The organism is Alloalcanivorax marinus, from assembly GCF_016906305.1.
Lineage (GTDB): Bacteria > Pseudomonadota > Gammaproteobacteria > Pseudomonadales > Alcanivoracaceae > Alloalcanivorax > Alloalcanivorax marinus.
Genome location: NZ_JADDOL010000018.1, coordinates 1 through 15897 on the forward strand (window position 1 = coordinate 1; position 15897 = coordinate 15897).

Sequence of the window (15897 nt, forward strand, 5' to 3'; positions counted from 1 at the left end):
TTTGTCGGCCACCTTTCTCTCTCGCATACCAACCAGATAATCCGGATACCCTTTTATAAATGTGAATTTACCAAGGAAACCGACCCGCTGATGGCCCGTGTGCGGGACAGTTTCCTGGACGGCGGCGCCAAGGTGCGCCGTACCCTGGGCAACGCCATCGAGCGCGGCCAGTTGCCCGCCACCCTCAATATTGACCGGGCCATCACCCTGCTGCACGTGCAGATGACCGGTCTGCTCTACACCTGGCTGCTGCTGCCGGACAGCTTTGATCTGGACGCGGAGGCGGCGGACTTCGTGGATTGTTACCTGGCCAGTCTGCGCCAGTGTCCCACCCTGGCCGGGCGGACCGCCGCCCCCGCTTCCTGAAATCAAAACGCCATTTCAATTTATTTGACGACGCCGCCGGGGCATGCCACATTCTCCCGACATACCAATAAGTATGTCCGTCGGGCGTTCCGTTCCGGCGGGCCTCAGAACCACGCCGGAAACACCCGAGGAGAGCCCATGCTGCCCCTTTCCGACCGGGCCCAGGCCCTGCACGACCAGCTCGTTGCCTTCATGGACCAGCACATCTACCCCAACGAAGCGCTCTACGCGGAGCAGATCAACACCGGGGAGAACCGCTGGGCCCCGCCGCCCATCGTCAAGGCACTGAAGCAAAAGGCCAAGGCCGAGGGCCTGTGGAATCTGTTTCTGCCGGAAAGCGAGCACGGCGCCGGCCTGAGCAACTATGACTACGCGCACCTGTGCGAAATCATGGGCCGCAGCGGCATGGTGCCGCAGGTGTTCAACTGCGCGGCGCCGGACACCGGCAATATGGAAGTGCTGGCCCGGTACGGCAGCCCCGAGCAACAGGAACAATGGCTCAAGCCGCTGCTGGCCGGCGAGATCCGCTCCTGCTTTTCGATGACCGAACCGGCGGTGGCCTCCTCCGACGCCACCAACATTTGCACCGAGATCAAGCGTGACGGCGACGAGTACGTCATCAACGGCCGCAAATGGTGGTCTTCCGGCGCCATGTCCACCGATTGCAAGATCGCCATCGTGATGGGCAAGACCGACCCGCAAGCACCGCGCCACCAGCAACAGTCCCAGATTCTGGTGCCGCTGGATACCCCCGGCGTGACCATCGAACGTGCCCTGCACGTGTTCGGCTACGATCACGCTCCGAAGGGTCACGCGGAAATCGTCTACGACAACGTGAGGGTGCCCGCCGGCAACCTGATTCTCGGCGAGGGCCGCGGCTTCGAGATCGCCCAGGGCCGCCTGGGCCCGGGCCGTATCCACCACTGCATGCGCACCATCGGTCTGGCGGAGCGGGCCCTGGAAGCCATGTGCCAGCGGGTCGAGGCCCGCGAGGCCTTTGGCCGCAAGCTGTCCCAGTTTGATTCCATCCGCAAGGACATTGCCCGCTCCCGCCTGGAGATCGAACAAGCACGGCTGATGACGCTGAAAGCGGCGCACATGATGGACACCGTGGGCAACAAGGTGGCCCGTCAGGAAATCGCCATGATCAAGGTGATCGCCCCGGAAATGGCGCTCAAGGTGGTGGACCGCGCCATCCAGGTCCACGGTGCCCTGGGCGTGTGCCAGGACAGCTTCCTGGCCTCCGCCTGGGCCAACCTGCGCACCTTGCGCCTGGCCGACGGCCCGGACGAGGTGCACCTGGACACCATCGCCAAGCTCGAACTGGGCCGGTATCGGTAAAACCAAGGAGAACAACAATGAGCAAACTCTTTGATCTGACCGGCAAGGTCGCCCTGATCACCGGCTCCACCCGCGGCATCGGCAAGGCCATCGCCGAGGAAATGGCCCGCGCCGGCGCCAAGGTGGTGATCTCCAGCCGCAAGCCGGAGCCCTGCCACGAAGTGTGCGAGGCGATCAAGGCGGAAGGCGGCGAGGCCATCGCCGTGCCCTGTAACGTGGGCAAGAAAGACGACCTGATGAACCTGGTCGACGAAACCCTGGCCGCCTTCGGCAAAATCGATATTCTGGTGTGCAACGCCGCCACCAATCCGGTCTACGGTCCCACCGCCGAGCTTACCGACGAGGCCTGGGACAAGATCATGGACACCAACGTCAAGGGCACCTTCTGGCTGTGCAACCGGGTGCTGCCGGAGATGGACAAGAACGGCGGCGGCAATGTGGTGATCATTTCCAGCATCGCCGGCCTGCGCGGTAATACCGTGATTGGTACCTACGGCGTGTCCAAGGCCGCCGAGGCCGCCCTGGCCCGCAACCTGGCGGTGGAGTGGGGCCCGCGCAATATCCGTGTCAACGCCATCGCCCCGGGCCTGGTGCGCACCGACTTCGCCAAGGCGCTCACCGAGGACCCGGAACGCCGCAAGCGCGCCGAGGAGCGTACCCCGGTGCGCCGCATCGGCGAGCCGGTGGACATCGCCGGGGTGGCGCTGTTCCTGTCCAGCGCGGCCAGTGGCTATGTCACCGGTCAGACCATCGTGGCCGACGGCGGCGAAACGATCTGCTGATTGCGTGAGGTTCTTATGGAAGGTCAACCGGAGATCGTGCCGGTCCTGGACGCCCATCGCATCGACGAAAAGCGCCTGGCCGACTATCTTCAGCAACGGGACCTGCTCGACGGTCCCCTGACGGTGCGCCAGTTCCAGGGCGGCCAGTCCAACCCCACCTACCTGCTGGAAAGCGGCGCGCGGCGCTATGTGCTGCGCAAGAAGCCGCCGGGCAAGGTGCTGCCGTCCGCCCACCAGGTGGACCGGGAATACCGGGTGATGAAGGCGCTGGGCGAACACAGCCAGGTGCCGGTGCCGACCATGCACGTGCTGTGCGAGGACGACGAGGTGATCGGCACCAGCTTCTATGTCATGGATTTCGTGCCGGGCCGGGTCTATTCGCACCCGCAGCTGGAGAGCCTCGACAAGAACGATCGCACCCGACTCTACCAGGATAAGATCGACACCCTGGCGCGGCTGCACCGGGTCGACTACCAGGCCGCCGGGCTCGGCGATTTCGGTCGTCCCCAGGGCTATGTGACCCGCCAGGTGAAGCGCTGGAGCGCCCAGTACGAAGCGTCCAAGACCGATGAACTGCCGGCCATGGACAACCTGATGGCCTGGCTGGCGGACAACATTCCCGACGACGACAGCGCCGCCATCGCCCACGGTGACTTCCGCCTGGGCAACCTGCTGGTGGACAATCGGGAAGCGCGGGTGGTGGCGGTGCTGGACTGGGAACTGGCCACCATCGGTCACCCGCTGGCGGACCTGGCCTATTGCTGCCTGCCGTACCACATGCCCCACGGCGTCAACGGCGTGCGCGGACTGGATGGCCTGGATCTGAGTGCCCGTGGCATCCCCGACGAACGCACCCTGCTGGAGCGTTACTGTGAAGGGGCCGGCCGCGACGGCATCAACGACTGGCCGGTGTTCCTGGCGTTCGCCCTGTTCCGCTCGGCGGCGATTTTGCAGGGCGTCTACGCTCGCGCCCTGCAGGGCAACGCCAGCAACCGGGACGCGCTGGAGGTGGGCAAGCGCGCCGGCCTGATGGCCGAGCGCGGCTGGCAGATCGCCCGGGCGCATAAATAGCGAACCCCAACCGAGAGAGCCTCATGTCGAAAACGTTCCGCAAGATCCTGGTCACCAACGACGACGGCATCGACGCCCCCGGGCTGCGGGTGGCCGAAGCGGTGGCCGCCGAGCTCGCCGACGAGGTGTGGACGGTGGCGCCGGAGCACGACCAGAGCGGCGTGGGGCAGGGCATATCCCTGCACTCGCCACTGCGCGTCTACCACCACGGCGAACGGCGCTTCGCGGTGTCCGGCACGCCGGCGGACTGCGTCATGTTCGCCATGGCCGAATGGTTCGCCGAGGACCCGCCGGATCTGGTGCTCTCCGGCGTCAACTGCGGTGCCAACCTGAGCGATTCGGTGATGTATTCGGGCACCGTGGGCGCGGTGCTGGCGGCGGCCCATCTGGGGCTGCCGGGCATCGCCCTGAGCCAGGCCTTCGTGGGCGACCGGGAGGCCATCGATTACGCCCCCACCGAGCGCCACTCGGCGGCCCTGATCCGTGAACTGTGGGAGGCCGGCGCCGACCGGGACGGTTACCAGCGCGCCTGCTGGAACCTGAACTTCCCGGACCGGCCGGTGGCGGAACTGCGCGGCAGCCGGTTCACCCGCCAGATCGGCGGCGGCATCGCCGGCCCGCGGCTGGTGCACGGGACCGACGGACGGGGCCTGTCGTACCACTGGCTGGCGTTCGAGCGCCGGCCCGGCGCCATCGAGCACCCGCAGTCGGACGTGGTGGCCCTGCGCGACGGCTTCGTGTCGGTGATGCCGCTGCAGCCGACCCGCTGTGACGATGCCCTGGCGGACCGCTGCTGGGAGCAGGGGGAGCGGCCGCTGCCGTGAGCGTTGCGGCGGCGTCCGTTTTTCGAAACCATATTCCAAAATAATATTGACGGTCCCGGGAGGCCATGTCAGATTGACCGCTTGCCCCCGGTCCGGGCGCCGTTTTGCCGTGCCCGCCGACCGGTAATGCGATCGTTCATGGCCGTCCACGGCTATTTATACAACGATCCGTCAGCGATCCATACAGCTATTTATACAGCTATTTATACAACAAGGGCGCGGTCCGTCCGCGCCATGAAACGGTTCGACTTTTTAGGGAGAGTACAGGCATGTTCGATCGGCATTTTGCCGTCTGGCCGGATGGGGCCCCCCATCATCTGACCCTGCCGGAAACCAGCCTTTACGAGAATCTGGCGATTTCCGCCCTTCGCTACCCGAACGAGAACGCCATCATCTACTATGATCGGCCGATCACCTACCGGGCGCTGAAGGACGAGGTGGACGCGCTGGCCGGCCAGCTCGAGCACCTGGGCGTGGAAAAGGGGGACCGCGTGCTGCTCTTCATGCAGAACGCGCCCCAGTTCATCATCGGCTACTACGCGATCCTGCGCGCCAACGCCATCGTGGTGCCGATCAACCCGATGAACCGTACCGCCGAACTGGAGCACTATCTGGAAGACACCCAGGCGTCCGTCTGTCTGTGTGGCCAGGAAGTGTTCCCGCAGATCGAATCGCTGATCGGCCATGAGCGCCTGCGCCATGTGATCGTCGCCGCCTACGGCGAGTACGCCGCCGCCGACACCGATCTGGACCTGCCCGCGGAAGTGCGCGCCCCGGCCCAGCCGGTGAGCGGCGAGGGCGTGATCGGCTGGCGCGCCGCCCTGGACGACGGCTACCGCCCCGGCGAGCTGCTGGTGGGCGCCGACGATCTGGCGGTGTTCCCCTACAGTTCCGGCACCACCGGCGCGCCCAAGGGCTGCATGCACACCCACCGTTCGGTGATGGCCACCTGCGTGCACGGCGCCGCCTGGCGGCCCGGCGGCGGCCGCGAGGGCGTGACCCTGGCGACGCTGCCGTACTTCCACGTGACGGGCATGCAGGGCGCCATGAACAGCCCCATCTTCCAGGGCTCCTGCATCGTACTGATGACCCGCTGGGATCGCCGCACCGCGGCCAAGCTGATCGAGCGCTACCGGGTCACCAGCTGGACCAACATCGTCACCATGGCCATCGATCTGCTGTCCGACCCGGACGTGGAATCGTTCGACCTGTCCAGCCTGCAGAACATTGGCGGCGGCGGCGCGGCCATGCCCGAGGCGGTGTCCGACAAGCTGTTCAATCTCACCGGCCTGCGTTACATCGAAGGCTATGGCCTGTCCGAGACCATCGCCGCCACCCACATCAACCCGGCGGATCACCCCAAGAAGCAGTGCCTGGGCATCCCGGTGTTCGACACCGACTCGCGCATCATCAACGAGGAAACCGGCGAACAGCTGGGCGTGGGCGAGGTGGGGGAGATCGTGTCCCATGGCCCGCAGGTGTTCCAGGGCTACTGGAACCGTCCCGAGGAAACCAAGAAAGCCTTTATCGATCTGGACGGCAAGCGCTTCTTCCGCACCGGCGACATGGGCTACTACGACGAAGAGGGCTATTTCTTCATCGTCGACCGGGTCAAGCGGATGATCAACGCCTCCGGCTTTAAAGTTTGGCCGGCGGAGGTCGAAAGTCTGATGTACCGGCACCCGGCGATTCAGGAAAGCTGCGTGATTTCCGCGCCCCACGACCGCCGCGGCGAAACCGTCAAGGCCTGCGTGGTGCTGACCGCCGCCGAGAAAGGCAAGGTCAGCGAGGCGGACATCATCGACTGGTGCAAGGAACAGATGGCCGCCTACAAGGTGCCGCAGATCGTCGAATTCCGCGACGAACTGCCCCGCTCGCCCACCGGCAAGGTGATGTGGCGCGCGCTGCAGGAAGCGGAATGGGCGGCGCACCAGAAGCAGGCCTGATCACGGTCGCGTTTCCATAGCGAAACAGTGTTCCGAAATATTGACGCTGGCGGCCCCCGCTGCTAGCGTCAACGGCGGCTCTTCACGGGCCGTTTTTAATGACAAGAAAAACGAAATCGTATCAGCGCGCGGACCGGACGACGGGACTTCCGGAAGGGCCGTGCGCGGCGGTTTCATAACAACGAGGAGTTCAAGCCTTGGACGTGTTTTTGCAACAAGCACTCAACGGCCTGACGCTGGGCAGCATCTACGGGCTGGTGGCCCTGGGGCTGACCCTGGTCTACGGTATCCTGCACGTTCCCAACTTCGCCCATGGCGCCCTGTACATGGTGGGGGCCTACGTCAGTTATTTCATCATGGTCGAGCACGGCCTCAACTACTGGGTGGCCATGGCCGGCGCCGGGGTGGTGGTGGCGGTGCTGTCGGTGCTCTGCGAACGGCTGGTGTTCCATCCGCTCAGGCACGCGCCACCGATCCATGACAAGATCGCCGCCATCGGTATTCTGCTGTTCCTGGAAGCCGTGGTGCAGATGCACTGGGGCGCGGATTTCCGCCGCATGCCCACCCCCTACACCGAAATCTTCCACTTCGGTTCCCTGACCCTGCCGGCCCAGCGCCTGCTGATCATCGTCGGTGCCTTCTCGCTGATGGGCGCGCTGCACCTGTATCTGAAAAAGACCATGACCGGCTCCACCATCATCGCCATGGCGCAGAACCGGGAAGGCGCCTTCCTGGTCGGCATCGACGCCAACCGGGTGGCGATGATGACCTTCGCCATCGCCGGCTTCCTGGCGGCGGTGGGCGCCACCCTGTTCGCGCCGATCAACCTGGTGTACCCGGCCATGGGTCACCTGGTGATCATGAAGGCGTTCGTGATCATCATCCTGGGCGGCATGGGCAGCATCCCCGGCGCCATCGTCGGCGGCCTGATCATCGGCTTCGCCGAGGCGCTCGGCGGCTACTACCTGTCCGGCACCTACAAGGATCTGATCGCCTTCGTGTTGTTGGTGGCCATCCTGTCCATCAAACCCACCGGCCTGTTCACCAAGGGGGTGCGCTAATGGACCGCGTCTTGAATTTCCTCGCCAGCCCGGCCATGAAAATCGTGCTGCTGGCGGCGGGTATCCTGTTTCCGCTGGTGGCCAGCAGTGAATACCAGATCTACGTGATGGCACTGGCCTTTATCTGGGCCATCGCCGTGTACGGCCTGAACATCATCACCGGCTACTGCGGGCAGCTGAACCTGGCCCATGGCGGGTTCTTCGCCATCGGCGCCTACGCGGTGGGGCTGCTCACCGTGGACTACGGCTGGGCGTTCTGGCCGGCGTTCATCGCCGCCGGCGTGATCGGCGCGGTGCTCGGTTTCCTGGTGGGCATCGTGTCGCTGCGCCTGAAGGAGCATTACTTCGCCATTTTCACCCTGTGCGTGGGCTTCATCATTTATCTGCTGATCGAGAAGTGGGAAGAGCTGACCCACGGCACCCTGGGCGTGATCAGCATCGCGCCGCCGGAAGGGTTCGGCCTGGTGGATTTCACCGAGACCATTCCGTTCTACTACCTGGTGCTGTTCTTCCTGGTGCTGGCGATCTGGCTGATCAGCCGCATCTCCCGCTCCCTGGTGGGGCGCACCTTCCTGGCGATCCGCATCAGCGACGATCTGGCCCAGTCCCTGGGCATCAACCTGATGCGCAACAAGGTGCTGGCGTTCGTGCTGTCCACCACCTATGCCGGTCTGGCCGGCGCGCTGCTGGCCGGCGTGGTGCGGTTCATCGGCCCGGATCTGGCCGAGATCACCCACACCTTCGACGTCATCACCTACCTGCTGGTGGGCGGCATCGGCACCCTGATGGGGCCGCTGGTGGGCACCCTGCTGATCACCTGGATCACCCAGGCGGTGCAATCCTTCGAGGAGTACCGGATGATCGTGTTCGGGCCGCTGTTGGTGGTGCTGGTGATCTTCATGCCGCGCGGCATCGTGGGCACCTTCCTGACCTGGCGTGGCCGCCGGCTGGCCAGCAAGGCGCCGGCCAAACAGAGCGCGTCCCGCGTCGAGAACAAGAATTCCGAGGAGGCCGGCACCCATGGCTGAGCAACCGCTGCTGAAAATCAGCAATCTGACCAAGCGTTTCGGCGGTCTGGCCGCGGTCAACGACGTGAGCGTCACCTTCGAGGCCGGCAAGATCAACGCCATTATCGGCCCCAACGGCGCCGGCAAGACCACCTTCTTCAACCTGGTGGCCGGCGCCATGCCGCCCAGCGACGGCACCATCGAGTTCCAGGGCATGGACGTGACCGGCATGTCGCCGGACCGCATCGCCCGGCTGGGCATCGCGCGCACCTTCCAGACCACCATGCTGTTTGAACAGTCCACGGTGCTGGACAACCTGATCGTCGGCCACCGGCTGCGCACCCAGTCGCGGCTGTGGGACGTGATCATCAACTCCAAGCGCCTGCGCGACGAAGAGAAGAAATGCCGGGCGCGCGCCGCCGAGGTGCTGGATTTCGTCGGCCTGTCCCACCTGGCCAACCGCTTTATCCTCGACATCAGTCAGGAAGAGCGTAAACGGGTGGCGTTCGCGCTGGCCATGGCCACCGATCCGGAGCTGGTGCTGCTCGACGAACCCGCTGGTGGCATCAACCCGGAGGAAACCGAGAACCTGGCGTCGCTGATCCGCAAGATGGTGCGGCACGGCATCAGCGTCTGTCTGATCGAGCACAAGATGGACATGATCATGAGCCTGGCGGACAAGATCATGGTGCTGGACCACGGCGAAAAAATCGCCGAAGGCACGCCGGAACAGATCAAGAACGATCCGGTGGTGATCGAAGCCTATCTGGGGAGTGACGAAGATGTTGAAGCTTGAGAATGTTGACGCCCGCTACGAAGGCTTCAAGGCCCTGGACGGCGTCTCCATGAACGTGGAGGCCGGCGAGCTGGTGGTGCTGCTGGGCGCCAACGGCGCCGGCAAGTCCACCCTGTTCAACACCATCAGCGGCCTGCTCAAGGCCAGTGCCGGGCGCATCAGCCTCAATGGCGAGGACGTCACCGGCAAGAAGCCGTCGGCGCTGGTGCAGGCCGGCGTGGTGCAATGTCCGGAAGGCCGCAAGTTGTTTCCGGAAATGTCGGTGCTGAAAAACCTGATGCTGGGCGGCTATGTACACCGCCGTGATCGCGCCGGTATGAAAAAAACATTGGATCATGTCCTTGAAATGTTCCCGATTTTGAACGACAAAAAGGACGATGCGGCGGGCTCGCTCAGTGGCGGTCAGCAGCAGATGGTGGCGATCGGTCGCGCTCTGATGGGCCGTCCCAAGCTGCTGATGCTGGATGAACCGTCCCTGGGGCTGGCGCCGCTGGTGGTCAAGCAGGTGTTCGAGGCCGTGCAGTCCATCAACCGCGAGGGCACCACGGTGCTGCTGGCGGAACAGAATGCCTTCGCGGCGCTGAAAATCGCCACCCGCGCCTACGTGATCGAAAACGGTCGCCTGGTGATGGAAGGGGACCGCGAAGCCATGCTCGGCAATGAGGCGGTACGCAAGGCGTACATCGGTGCCTGATCCGAATCAAAGAAAAAGCAGTTCATCAACACAACAATACCCCCACAAAAAACATTGGGAGAGAACAGCATCATGAAATTGACCCGAACCTTTCGACGCCTCGCGGTCGCCAGCGCCGTGGCGCTGACCCTGGGCGGCGTGGCCCAGGCGGAAGAAGTGACCATCGGTTTCACCGGCCCGCTCAGCGGCGGCGCCGCCCTGTACGGTGAAAACACCGTGGAAGGCCTGCGCATGGCCGCCACCGAAATCAACGAGGCCGGCGGCTTCGACGTGGACGGTGAAAACTACACCATCAAGATCGAAGCCCTGGACGACAAATACTCGCCCAGCCAGGCGGCGGTGAACGGCAAGCGTCTTGTGCAGCAGTACAAGGCGCCGATCATCTTTACCCCGCACTCCGGCGGTACTTTCGCTCTGCAGGCGTTCAACGAGCGCGACGGCTTCCTGGTGATGTCCTACACCTCGGTGCCGGCGGTAACCGCCAAGGGCAACAAGCTGACCGTGAAGATTCCGCCGAACTTCACCGACTACCTGGTGCCGTTCGCCAAGATCACCATGGACCGCTTCGGCAAGAACATGGCGGTGGCCAACGCCACCCACGACTACGCCAAGTACTGGACCAAGGAATTCGTGCCGGTATGGCGCAAGATGGGCGGTGAAGTGGTCGCCACCAACCCGATGGACTACAACAAGTCCGCCGATTACTACACCGGCGTGAGCAAGGTGCTGGCCGAGAAGCCGGACGTGATGTTCGTGGGTGGCGCCTCCGAGCCCACCGGTCTGGTGGTGCGTCAGGCGCGCGAGCTGGGCTTCAAGGGCGGCTTCGTGATCATGGATCAGGCCAAGATCGATGAAGTGGCCAAGGTGTCCGGTGGTCTCGAGTCCCTGGAAGGCTCCGTGGGCGTGGTGCCGCTGGCCGACTACAACACCCCGGGCGCCGAGCGTTTCGTGAAGCTGTGGACGGAAAAGCATGACGGCGTGGCCACCTCGGAAACCGCCTACCACTACTTCGCCATGTACCTGCTGATGCACGCCATGCAGGAAGCCGGCTCCGTGGACGATCCCGCCGCCATCCGCGCCGCCATTCCGGAAGCGCTGAAGGACGTGGATCCGAAGCACAACCCCTACGACGTGACCGCAATCACCGACGACGGCAACCTGGGCGCCGAGCCGCAGATCGCCGAAGTGAAGGACGGCAAGGTGGTAATCCGCGAAACCCGGGACTACAAAGAGTAAGCCTCGGAATCACGCGGAAATCAGAAGGGCACCCGGTCGGGTGCCCTTTTTGATTGCGCGGAACGGCCCCGGACTGGCCGTCCGCTAGATAAAACCAAGTTTCAAATTATTGATAAAAGGCCCGTTTTTCCTATACTGGTGGGCCTGCACTTTAACCCTTTTCAAGGCCGCCGGAGACGCCGGAAACATGGCGAAAAAAGACATTTCCGGGGCCTTCCGCTGAAGGAGGCATCATGAGCGAGGTAGTCAGCTACCGTCTGGAAGGCGACATCGGCGTCATCAGTGTCAATTATCCGCCGGTGAACGCCCTGGGGCAGGGCGTGCGCCAGGGGCTGACCGAGTGTCTGCGCCAGGGGCTCCAGGACGACCAGGCCAAGGCCCTGGTGGTGATCGGCGAAGGCCGCACCTTCCCGGCCGGCGCCGACATTCGTGAATTCGGCAAACCGCCCCAGGGCCCGGCCCTGCCGGACGTGGTGGCCGAGTACGAAGCCAGCGACAAACTGGTGGTCGCCGCCATCCACGGCACCGCCCTGGGCGGCGGCCTGGAAGTGGCGCTGGGCTGCGACTACCGCGTGGCCCTGGATTCCGCCAAGGTCGGCCTGCCGGAAGTGAAGCTGGGCATTCTGCCCGGTGCCGGCGGCACCCAGCGTCTGCCGCGCCTGATCGGCGCCCAGAAGGCGCTGGAAGTGATCGTCTCCGGCAACCCGGTGAAAGCCAAGGACGCCCTGGCCCTGGGCATCGTCGACGAGATCGTCAGCGGTGACCTGCTGGAAGGCGCCCTGGCCTATGCCCGCAAGCTGGCCGCCGACAACGCGCCGCTGCGTCGCATCCGCGATCTGCAGGCCAAGAAGGAAGATCCGGACCTGTTCACCAACTTCGAGAAATCCATCGCCCGCAAGCAGCGCGGCTTCAAGGCCCCGTTCCACTGCATCAAGGCGGTGCAGGCGGCGGTGGAGCTGCCCTTCGACGAGGGCATGAAGCGCGAGCGCGAGCTGTTCGCCGAACTGCTGGTGAGCCCGGAGTCCCGTGCCCAGCGCCACGTGTTCTTCGCCGAGCGTGAAGTGGCCAAGGTGCCCGGCCTGGCCAAGGACACCCCCAAGCGCGAGATCAACCAGGTGGCGGTGATCGGTGCCGGCACCATGGGCGGCGGCATCGCCATGAACTTCGCCAACGCCGGCATCCCGGTGAAGATCCTGGAAGTGAAGGAAGAGGCGCTGGAAAAAGGCATCGCGGTGATCCGCAAGAACTACGAGAACACCGCCAAGAAGGGCCGCATTACCGAGCAGCAGGTGGAGCAGCGCATGGCGCTGATCCAGCCCACGCTCAGCTACGACGATCTGTCCGATGTGGACCTGGTGATCGAAGCGGTGTTCGAGAACATGGACGTGAAGAAAGCCGTGTTCAGCGAGCTGGACCGCGTCTGTAAGAAAGGCGCCATCCTCGCCACCAACACCTCCACCCTGGACGTGAACCGCATCGCCGCTTTCACCCAGCGTCCCGAGGACGTGATGGGCATGCACTTCTTCAGCCCGGCCAACGTGATGAAGCTGCTGGAGAACGTGCGCGGCGAGAAAACCGCCGATGACGTGATCGCCACCGTCATGGACCTGAGCCGCCGCATCGGCAAGGTCGGCGTGCTGGTGGGCGTGTGCCACGGCTTCGTCGGCAACCGCATGCTGCACAAGCGTCAGGCGGAAGCGGTGCAACTGGTCAACGAAGGCGCCAGCCCCGCCCAGGTGGACAAGGTGCTGTTCGATCTGGGCTTCCCGATGGGCCCGTTCGCCATGTCCGACCTGGCCGGTATGGACGTGGGTTACCGCATTCGCGAAGAGCTGCGTAAGGAAGATCCCGACAACGCGCCGCCGCGTAACTGGACCGATGAACTGGTGGAGCAGGGCCGTCTGGGTCAAAAAACCCAGGCCGGTGTGTTCGACTACAAGGACGGTGACCGTACCCCGGTGCCTTCCGAGCAGGTCGATGCCCTGATCGCCAAATTCCGTGAGGAAAACGGTATTCAGTCCCGTGAGGTCAGCGACCAGGAAATCCTGGAGCGCTGCATGTACGTGATGGTCAACGAAGGCGCCAAGATCCTGGAGGAGGGCATTGCCGCCCGCCCGCTGGACGTGGACGTGATCTGGATCTACGGCTACGGCTTCCCGGTGTACCGCGGCGGCGTGCTGTTCTGGGCCGACTCCGTGGGCCTCAAGACCATCTATGACAAGGTCAGCCAGTTCCACAAGGAAACCGGCAACGACGTATGGAAGCCGGCCGCGCTGCTCGAGAAGCTGGCCAACGAGGGCAAAGGCTTTTACGGCTGAGCCCCGCTAGAGAGAGGACACTATGGATATTAACTACACCCCGGAAGAGCGCGCCTTTCGCGATGAAGTGCGCGGCTTCCTGAACGACAAGCTGCCGGCGGACATTGCCCGCAAGGTGAAAGAACACAAGCGCCTGGGCAAGGAAGACACCGTCCGCTGGCAGAAGATTCTCAACGAGCAGGGCTGGCTGGCCCTGCACTGGCCGAAGGAATACGGCGGCACCGGCTGGAGCCCGATCCAGAAGCACATCTTCGAGGAAGAGTGCGCGGAAGCCGGCGCCCCCACGGTGCTGCCGTTCGGCGTCAACATGGTCGCCCCGGTGATCATCAAGTTCGGCACCCAGGAACAGAAGGACCACTACCTGCCGCGCATCCTGCGCAGCGACGACTGGTGGTGCCAGGGCTACTCCGAGCCCGGCGCCGGGTCCGACCTGGCCGGCCTGAAGACCCGCGCGGTGCGCGACGGCGATCACTACATCGTCAACGGTCAGAAGACCTGGACCACCCTGGGCCAGCACGCCAACATGATCTTCTGCCTGGTGCGCACCGACCCGGACGCCAAGAAACAGGAAGGCATCTCCTTCCTGCTCATCGACATGGAGAAAAGCGAAGGCATCACCGTGCGTCCGCTGATCACCCTGGACGGCGAGCATGAAGTCAACGAAGTGTTCTTCGACGACGTCAAGGTGCCGGTGGAAAACCTGGTCGGCGAAGAGAATAAAGGCTGGACCTGTGCCAAGTACCTGCTCACCTTCGAGCGCACCGGCATCGCCGGCGTGGGCGCGTCCAAGGCGGCCCTGGCGCACCTCAAGCAGGTGGCCCGCGAGCAGCAGGTCAACGGCAAGCCGCTGATCGAGGAACCCCACTTCCGCGCCCGTCTGGCCGACGTGGAGATGGAGCTGATGTCCCTGGAGATGACCAACCTGCGCACCGTGGCGGCCGCCGAGGCCGGTGGCGTGCCCGGCGCGGAAAGCTCCTTCCTGAAGATCATGGGCACCGAGCTGCGCCAGGAGATCACCGATCTGTTCCGCCGCGCCGCCGGCCCTCACGCGCTGCCGTTCCTCCCCGAGGAAATGGCCGGTGATTTCGAAGGCCCCTACGTGGGTCCGGAATTCGCCGCCTCCGTGGCCAGCCGTTACTTCAACTTCCGCAAGCTCTCCATTTTCGGGGGCTCCAACGAAATTCAGAAGAACATCATCTCCAAGATGATTCTCGGTCTGTAAGGAGACGCGAACATGGATTTCAAACTCAACGACGAGCAGCGCATGCTCGAAGAGACCGTGGGTCGTCTGGTCCGTGACACCTACACCTTCGACGCGCGCAACAAGATCCTGGAGTCCGATCAGGGCTTCAGCGCCGACATGTGGAACCAGTTCGCCGAGCTGGGCCTGCTGGGCGTGCCGTTCTCCGAGGAAGCCGGCGGCTTCAACGGCGGCGGCCCGGAACTGATGGTGGTGGCCGAAGGCTTCGGTCGCGGTCTGGTGGTGGAGCCCTACCTGGCCACCGTGGTGCTGTCCGGCACCCTGATCGACAAGCTTGGCAACGACGCCCAGAAAGAGCAGTGGGTGGCGGCGATCATCGGCGGTGAAACCCGCTTCGCCCTGGCCGCCTACGAGCCCCAGGGCCGCTACGACCACACCGTGGTCGACACCAGCGCCAAAAAAGACGGCGACGGCTACGTGCTGAGCGGCGAGAAGGCCGTGGTGCTGCACGGTGACAGCGCCGACCAGCTGGTGGTGATCGCCCGTACCGCCGGCAACGCCGGCGACCGGGACGGCCTCAGCGCCTTTATCGTGCCCGCCGACGCGGACGGCGTGACCCGCAAGGGCTACGCCACCATCGACGGTCTGCGCGCCGCCGAAATCACCCTGAGCAACGTCAAGGTGGACGGCGACGCCCTGCTGGGCGAGGAAGGCCAGGCCATCGACGCCCTGGAAGCGACCCTGGATCTGGCCCTGATCACCCTGTGCGCGGAAGCCTCCGGCGCCATGGAAGTGGCCTGCGACCAGACCCTGGACTACATCAAGGAACGCCAGCAGTTCGGCGTGCCGATCGGCAAGTTCCAGGCCCTGCAGCACCGCATGGTGGAAATGCGCATGGAACTGGAAAAAGTGCGCTCCATCACCATGCTGGCGGCCTGCAGCCTGGATGCCCCGGCGGACCTGCGCAAGAAGCGCATCTCCGCGGCCAAGGCCCAGGTCGGCAAATCCGGCCGCAAGGTGGCCGAGGAAGCGATCCAGCTGTTCGGCGGCATGGGCATGATGGAAGAAACCCCGGTTTCCCATTACGCCAAGCGCATCGTGATGATCGACCACTGGTTCGGCGACCGGGAATACCATCTGGGTGTTCTGGAAACGCTGATCGACGTGGACGACCACGCGGCGTAACCCAAAAAGGGCGGCCCGCGGGCCGCCCTTTTTAGTTGCCCTAATTCTCCGTAGGAGCGACTTCAGTCG

General features: G+C 64.3%; 14 protein-coding genes. All 14 read left to right on the plus strand.

Annotated features, from left to right (window positions below; all coding sequences use genetic code 11):
- Positions 1-36 precede the first annotated feature (36 nt).
- The 14 genes from IM760_RS14225 (at position 37) to IM760_RS14290 (ending at position 15828) form a co-directional block, all read left to right on the plus strand.
- Positions 37-366: a hypothetical protein gene (locus IM760_RS14225; RefSeq protein WP_420838126.1), complete on the plus strand. Its 330-nt coding sequence runs from the start codon at positions 37-39 to the stop codon at positions 364-366.
- A 138-nt stretch (positions 367-504) separates the two neighbouring features.
- Positions 505-1707: an acyl-CoA dehydrogenase family protein gene (locus IM760_RS14230; protein WP_204430521.1), complete on the plus strand. Its 1203-nt coding sequence runs from the start codon at positions 505-507 to the stop codon at positions 1705-1707.
- A 17-nt stretch (positions 1708-1724) separates the two neighbouring features.
- Entirely contained in the window at positions 1725-2489 is a 765-nt protein-coding gene (locus IM760_RS14235; protein ID WP_204430525.1) for an SDR family NAD(P)-dependent oxidoreductase, read from the plus strand.
- Positions 2490-3560, plus strand: a complete 1071-nt coding sequence (locus tag IM760_RS14240; protein ID WP_239549856.1) for a phosphotransferase — start codon at positions 2490-2492, stop codon at positions 3558-3560.
- A 23-nt stretch (positions 3561-3583) separates the two neighbouring features.
- Positions 3584-4384 carry a 5'/3'-nucleotidase SurE gene (gene surE / locus IM760_RS14245; protein ID WP_204430527.1) on the plus strand — a complete coding sequence of 267 codons (801 nt, stop codon included), beginning with the start codon at positions 3584-3586 and terminating at the stop codon, positions 4382-4384.
- Between the two features lie 269 nt (positions 4385-4653).
- Positions 4654-6330 carry a long-chain fatty acid--CoA ligase gene (locus tag IM760_RS14250; RefSeq protein ID WP_204430529.1) on the plus strand — a complete coding sequence of 559 codons (1677 nt, stop codon included), beginning with the start codon at positions 4654-4656 and terminating at the stop codon, positions 6328-6330.
- A 203-nt stretch (positions 6331-6533) separates the two neighbouring features.
- Positions 6534-7391, plus strand: a complete 858-nt coding sequence (locus IM760_RS14255) for a branched-chain amino acid ABC transporter permease (RefSeq protein WP_228234433.1) — start codon at positions 6534-6536, stop codon at positions 7389-7391.
- Entirely contained in the window at positions 7391-8419 is a 1029-nt protein-coding gene (locus IM760_RS14260) for a branched-chain amino acid ABC transporter permease (protein ID WP_204430531.1), read from the plus strand. Before IM760_RS14255 ends, IM760_RS14260 begins: the two co-directional genes overlap by 1 nt.
- Entirely contained in the window at positions 8412-9194 is a 783-nt protein-coding gene (locus tag IM760_RS14265) for an ABC transporter ATP-binding protein (RefSeq protein WP_228234418.1), read from the plus strand. The genes IM760_RS14260 and IM760_RS14265 overlap by 8 nt, the downstream gene beginning before the upstream one ends.
- Positions 9181-9888, plus strand: a complete 708-nt coding sequence (locus IM760_RS14270) for an ABC transporter ATP-binding protein (RefSeq protein ID WP_204430533.1) — start codon at positions 9181-9183, stop codon at positions 9886-9888. Before IM760_RS14265 ends, IM760_RS14270 begins: the two co-directional genes overlap by 14 nt.
- Positions 9889-9960: 72 nt before the next feature.
- Complete coding sequence (locus IM760_RS14275) at positions 9961-11124, plus strand: ABC transporter substrate-binding protein (RefSeq protein ID WP_204430535.1); 1164 nt, start codon at positions 9961-9963, stop codon at positions 11122-11124.
- Positions 11125-11357: 233 nt separating this feature from the next.
- Positions 11358-13442 carry a 3-hydroxyacyl-CoA dehydrogenase NAD-binding domain-containing protein gene (locus IM760_RS14280; protein WP_204430536.1) on the plus strand — a complete coding sequence of 695 codons (2085 nt, stop codon included), beginning with the start codon at positions 11358-11360 and terminating at the stop codon, positions 13440-13442.
- A gap of 22 nt (positions 13443-13464) precedes the next feature.
- Entirely contained in the window at positions 13465-14664 is a 1200-nt protein-coding gene (locus IM760_RS14285; protein ID WP_204430539.1) for an acyl-CoA dehydrogenase family protein, read from the plus strand.
- A 12-nt stretch (positions 14665-14676) separates the two neighbouring features.
- The gene (locus IM760_RS14290) at positions 14677-15828 is read left to right on the plus strand and encodes an acyl-CoA dehydrogenase family protein (RefSeq protein WP_204430548.1); all 1152 of its coding nucleotides are present in this window, start codon (positions 14677-14679) and stop codon (positions 15826-15828) included.
- Positions 15829-15897: the final 69 nt, after the last annotated feature.

Coding starts and splice junctions, on each gene's coding strand:
- IM760_RS14230 (WP_204430521.1), top strand. CDS start 505: ATGCTGCCCCTTTCCGACCGGGCCCAGGCCCTGCACGACCAGCTCGTT.
- IM760_RS14235 (WP_204430525.1), top strand. CDS start 1,725: ATGAGCAAACTCTTTGATCTGACCGGCAAGGTCGCCCTGATCACCGGC.
- surE (WP_204430527.1), top strand. CDS start 3,584: ATGTCGAAAACGTTCCGCAAGATCCTGGTCACCAACGACGACGGCATC.
- IM760_RS14250 (WP_204430529.1), top strand. CDS start 4,654: ATGTTCGATCGGCATTTTGCCGTCTGGCCGGATGGGGCCCCCCATCAT.
- IM760_RS14260 (WP_204430531.1), top strand. CDS start 7,391: ATGGACCGCGTCTTGAATTTCCTCGCCAGCCCGGCCATGAAAATCGTG.
- IM760_RS14265 (WP_228234418.1), top strand. CDS start 8,412: ATGGCTGAGCAACCGCTGCTGAAAATCAGCAATCTGACCAAGCGTTTC.
- IM760_RS14270 (WP_204430533.1), top strand. CDS start 9,181: ATGTTGAAGCTTGAGAATGTTGACGCCCGCTACGAAGGCTTCAAGGCC.
- IM760_RS14275 (WP_204430535.1), top strand. CDS start 9,961: ATGAAATTGACCCGAACCTTTCGACGCCTCGCGGTCGCCAGCGCCGTG.
- IM760_RS14280 (WP_204430536.1), top strand. CDS start 11,358: ATGAGCGAGGTAGTCAGCTACCGTCTGGAAGGCGACATCGGCGTCATC.
- IM760_RS14285 (WP_204430539.1), top strand. CDS start 13,465: ATGGATATTAACTACACCCCGGAAGAGCGCGCCTTTCGCGATGAAGTG.
- IM760_RS14290 (WP_204430548.1), top strand. CDS start 14,677: ATGGATTTCAAACTCAACGACGAGCAGCGCATGCTCGAAGAGACCGTG.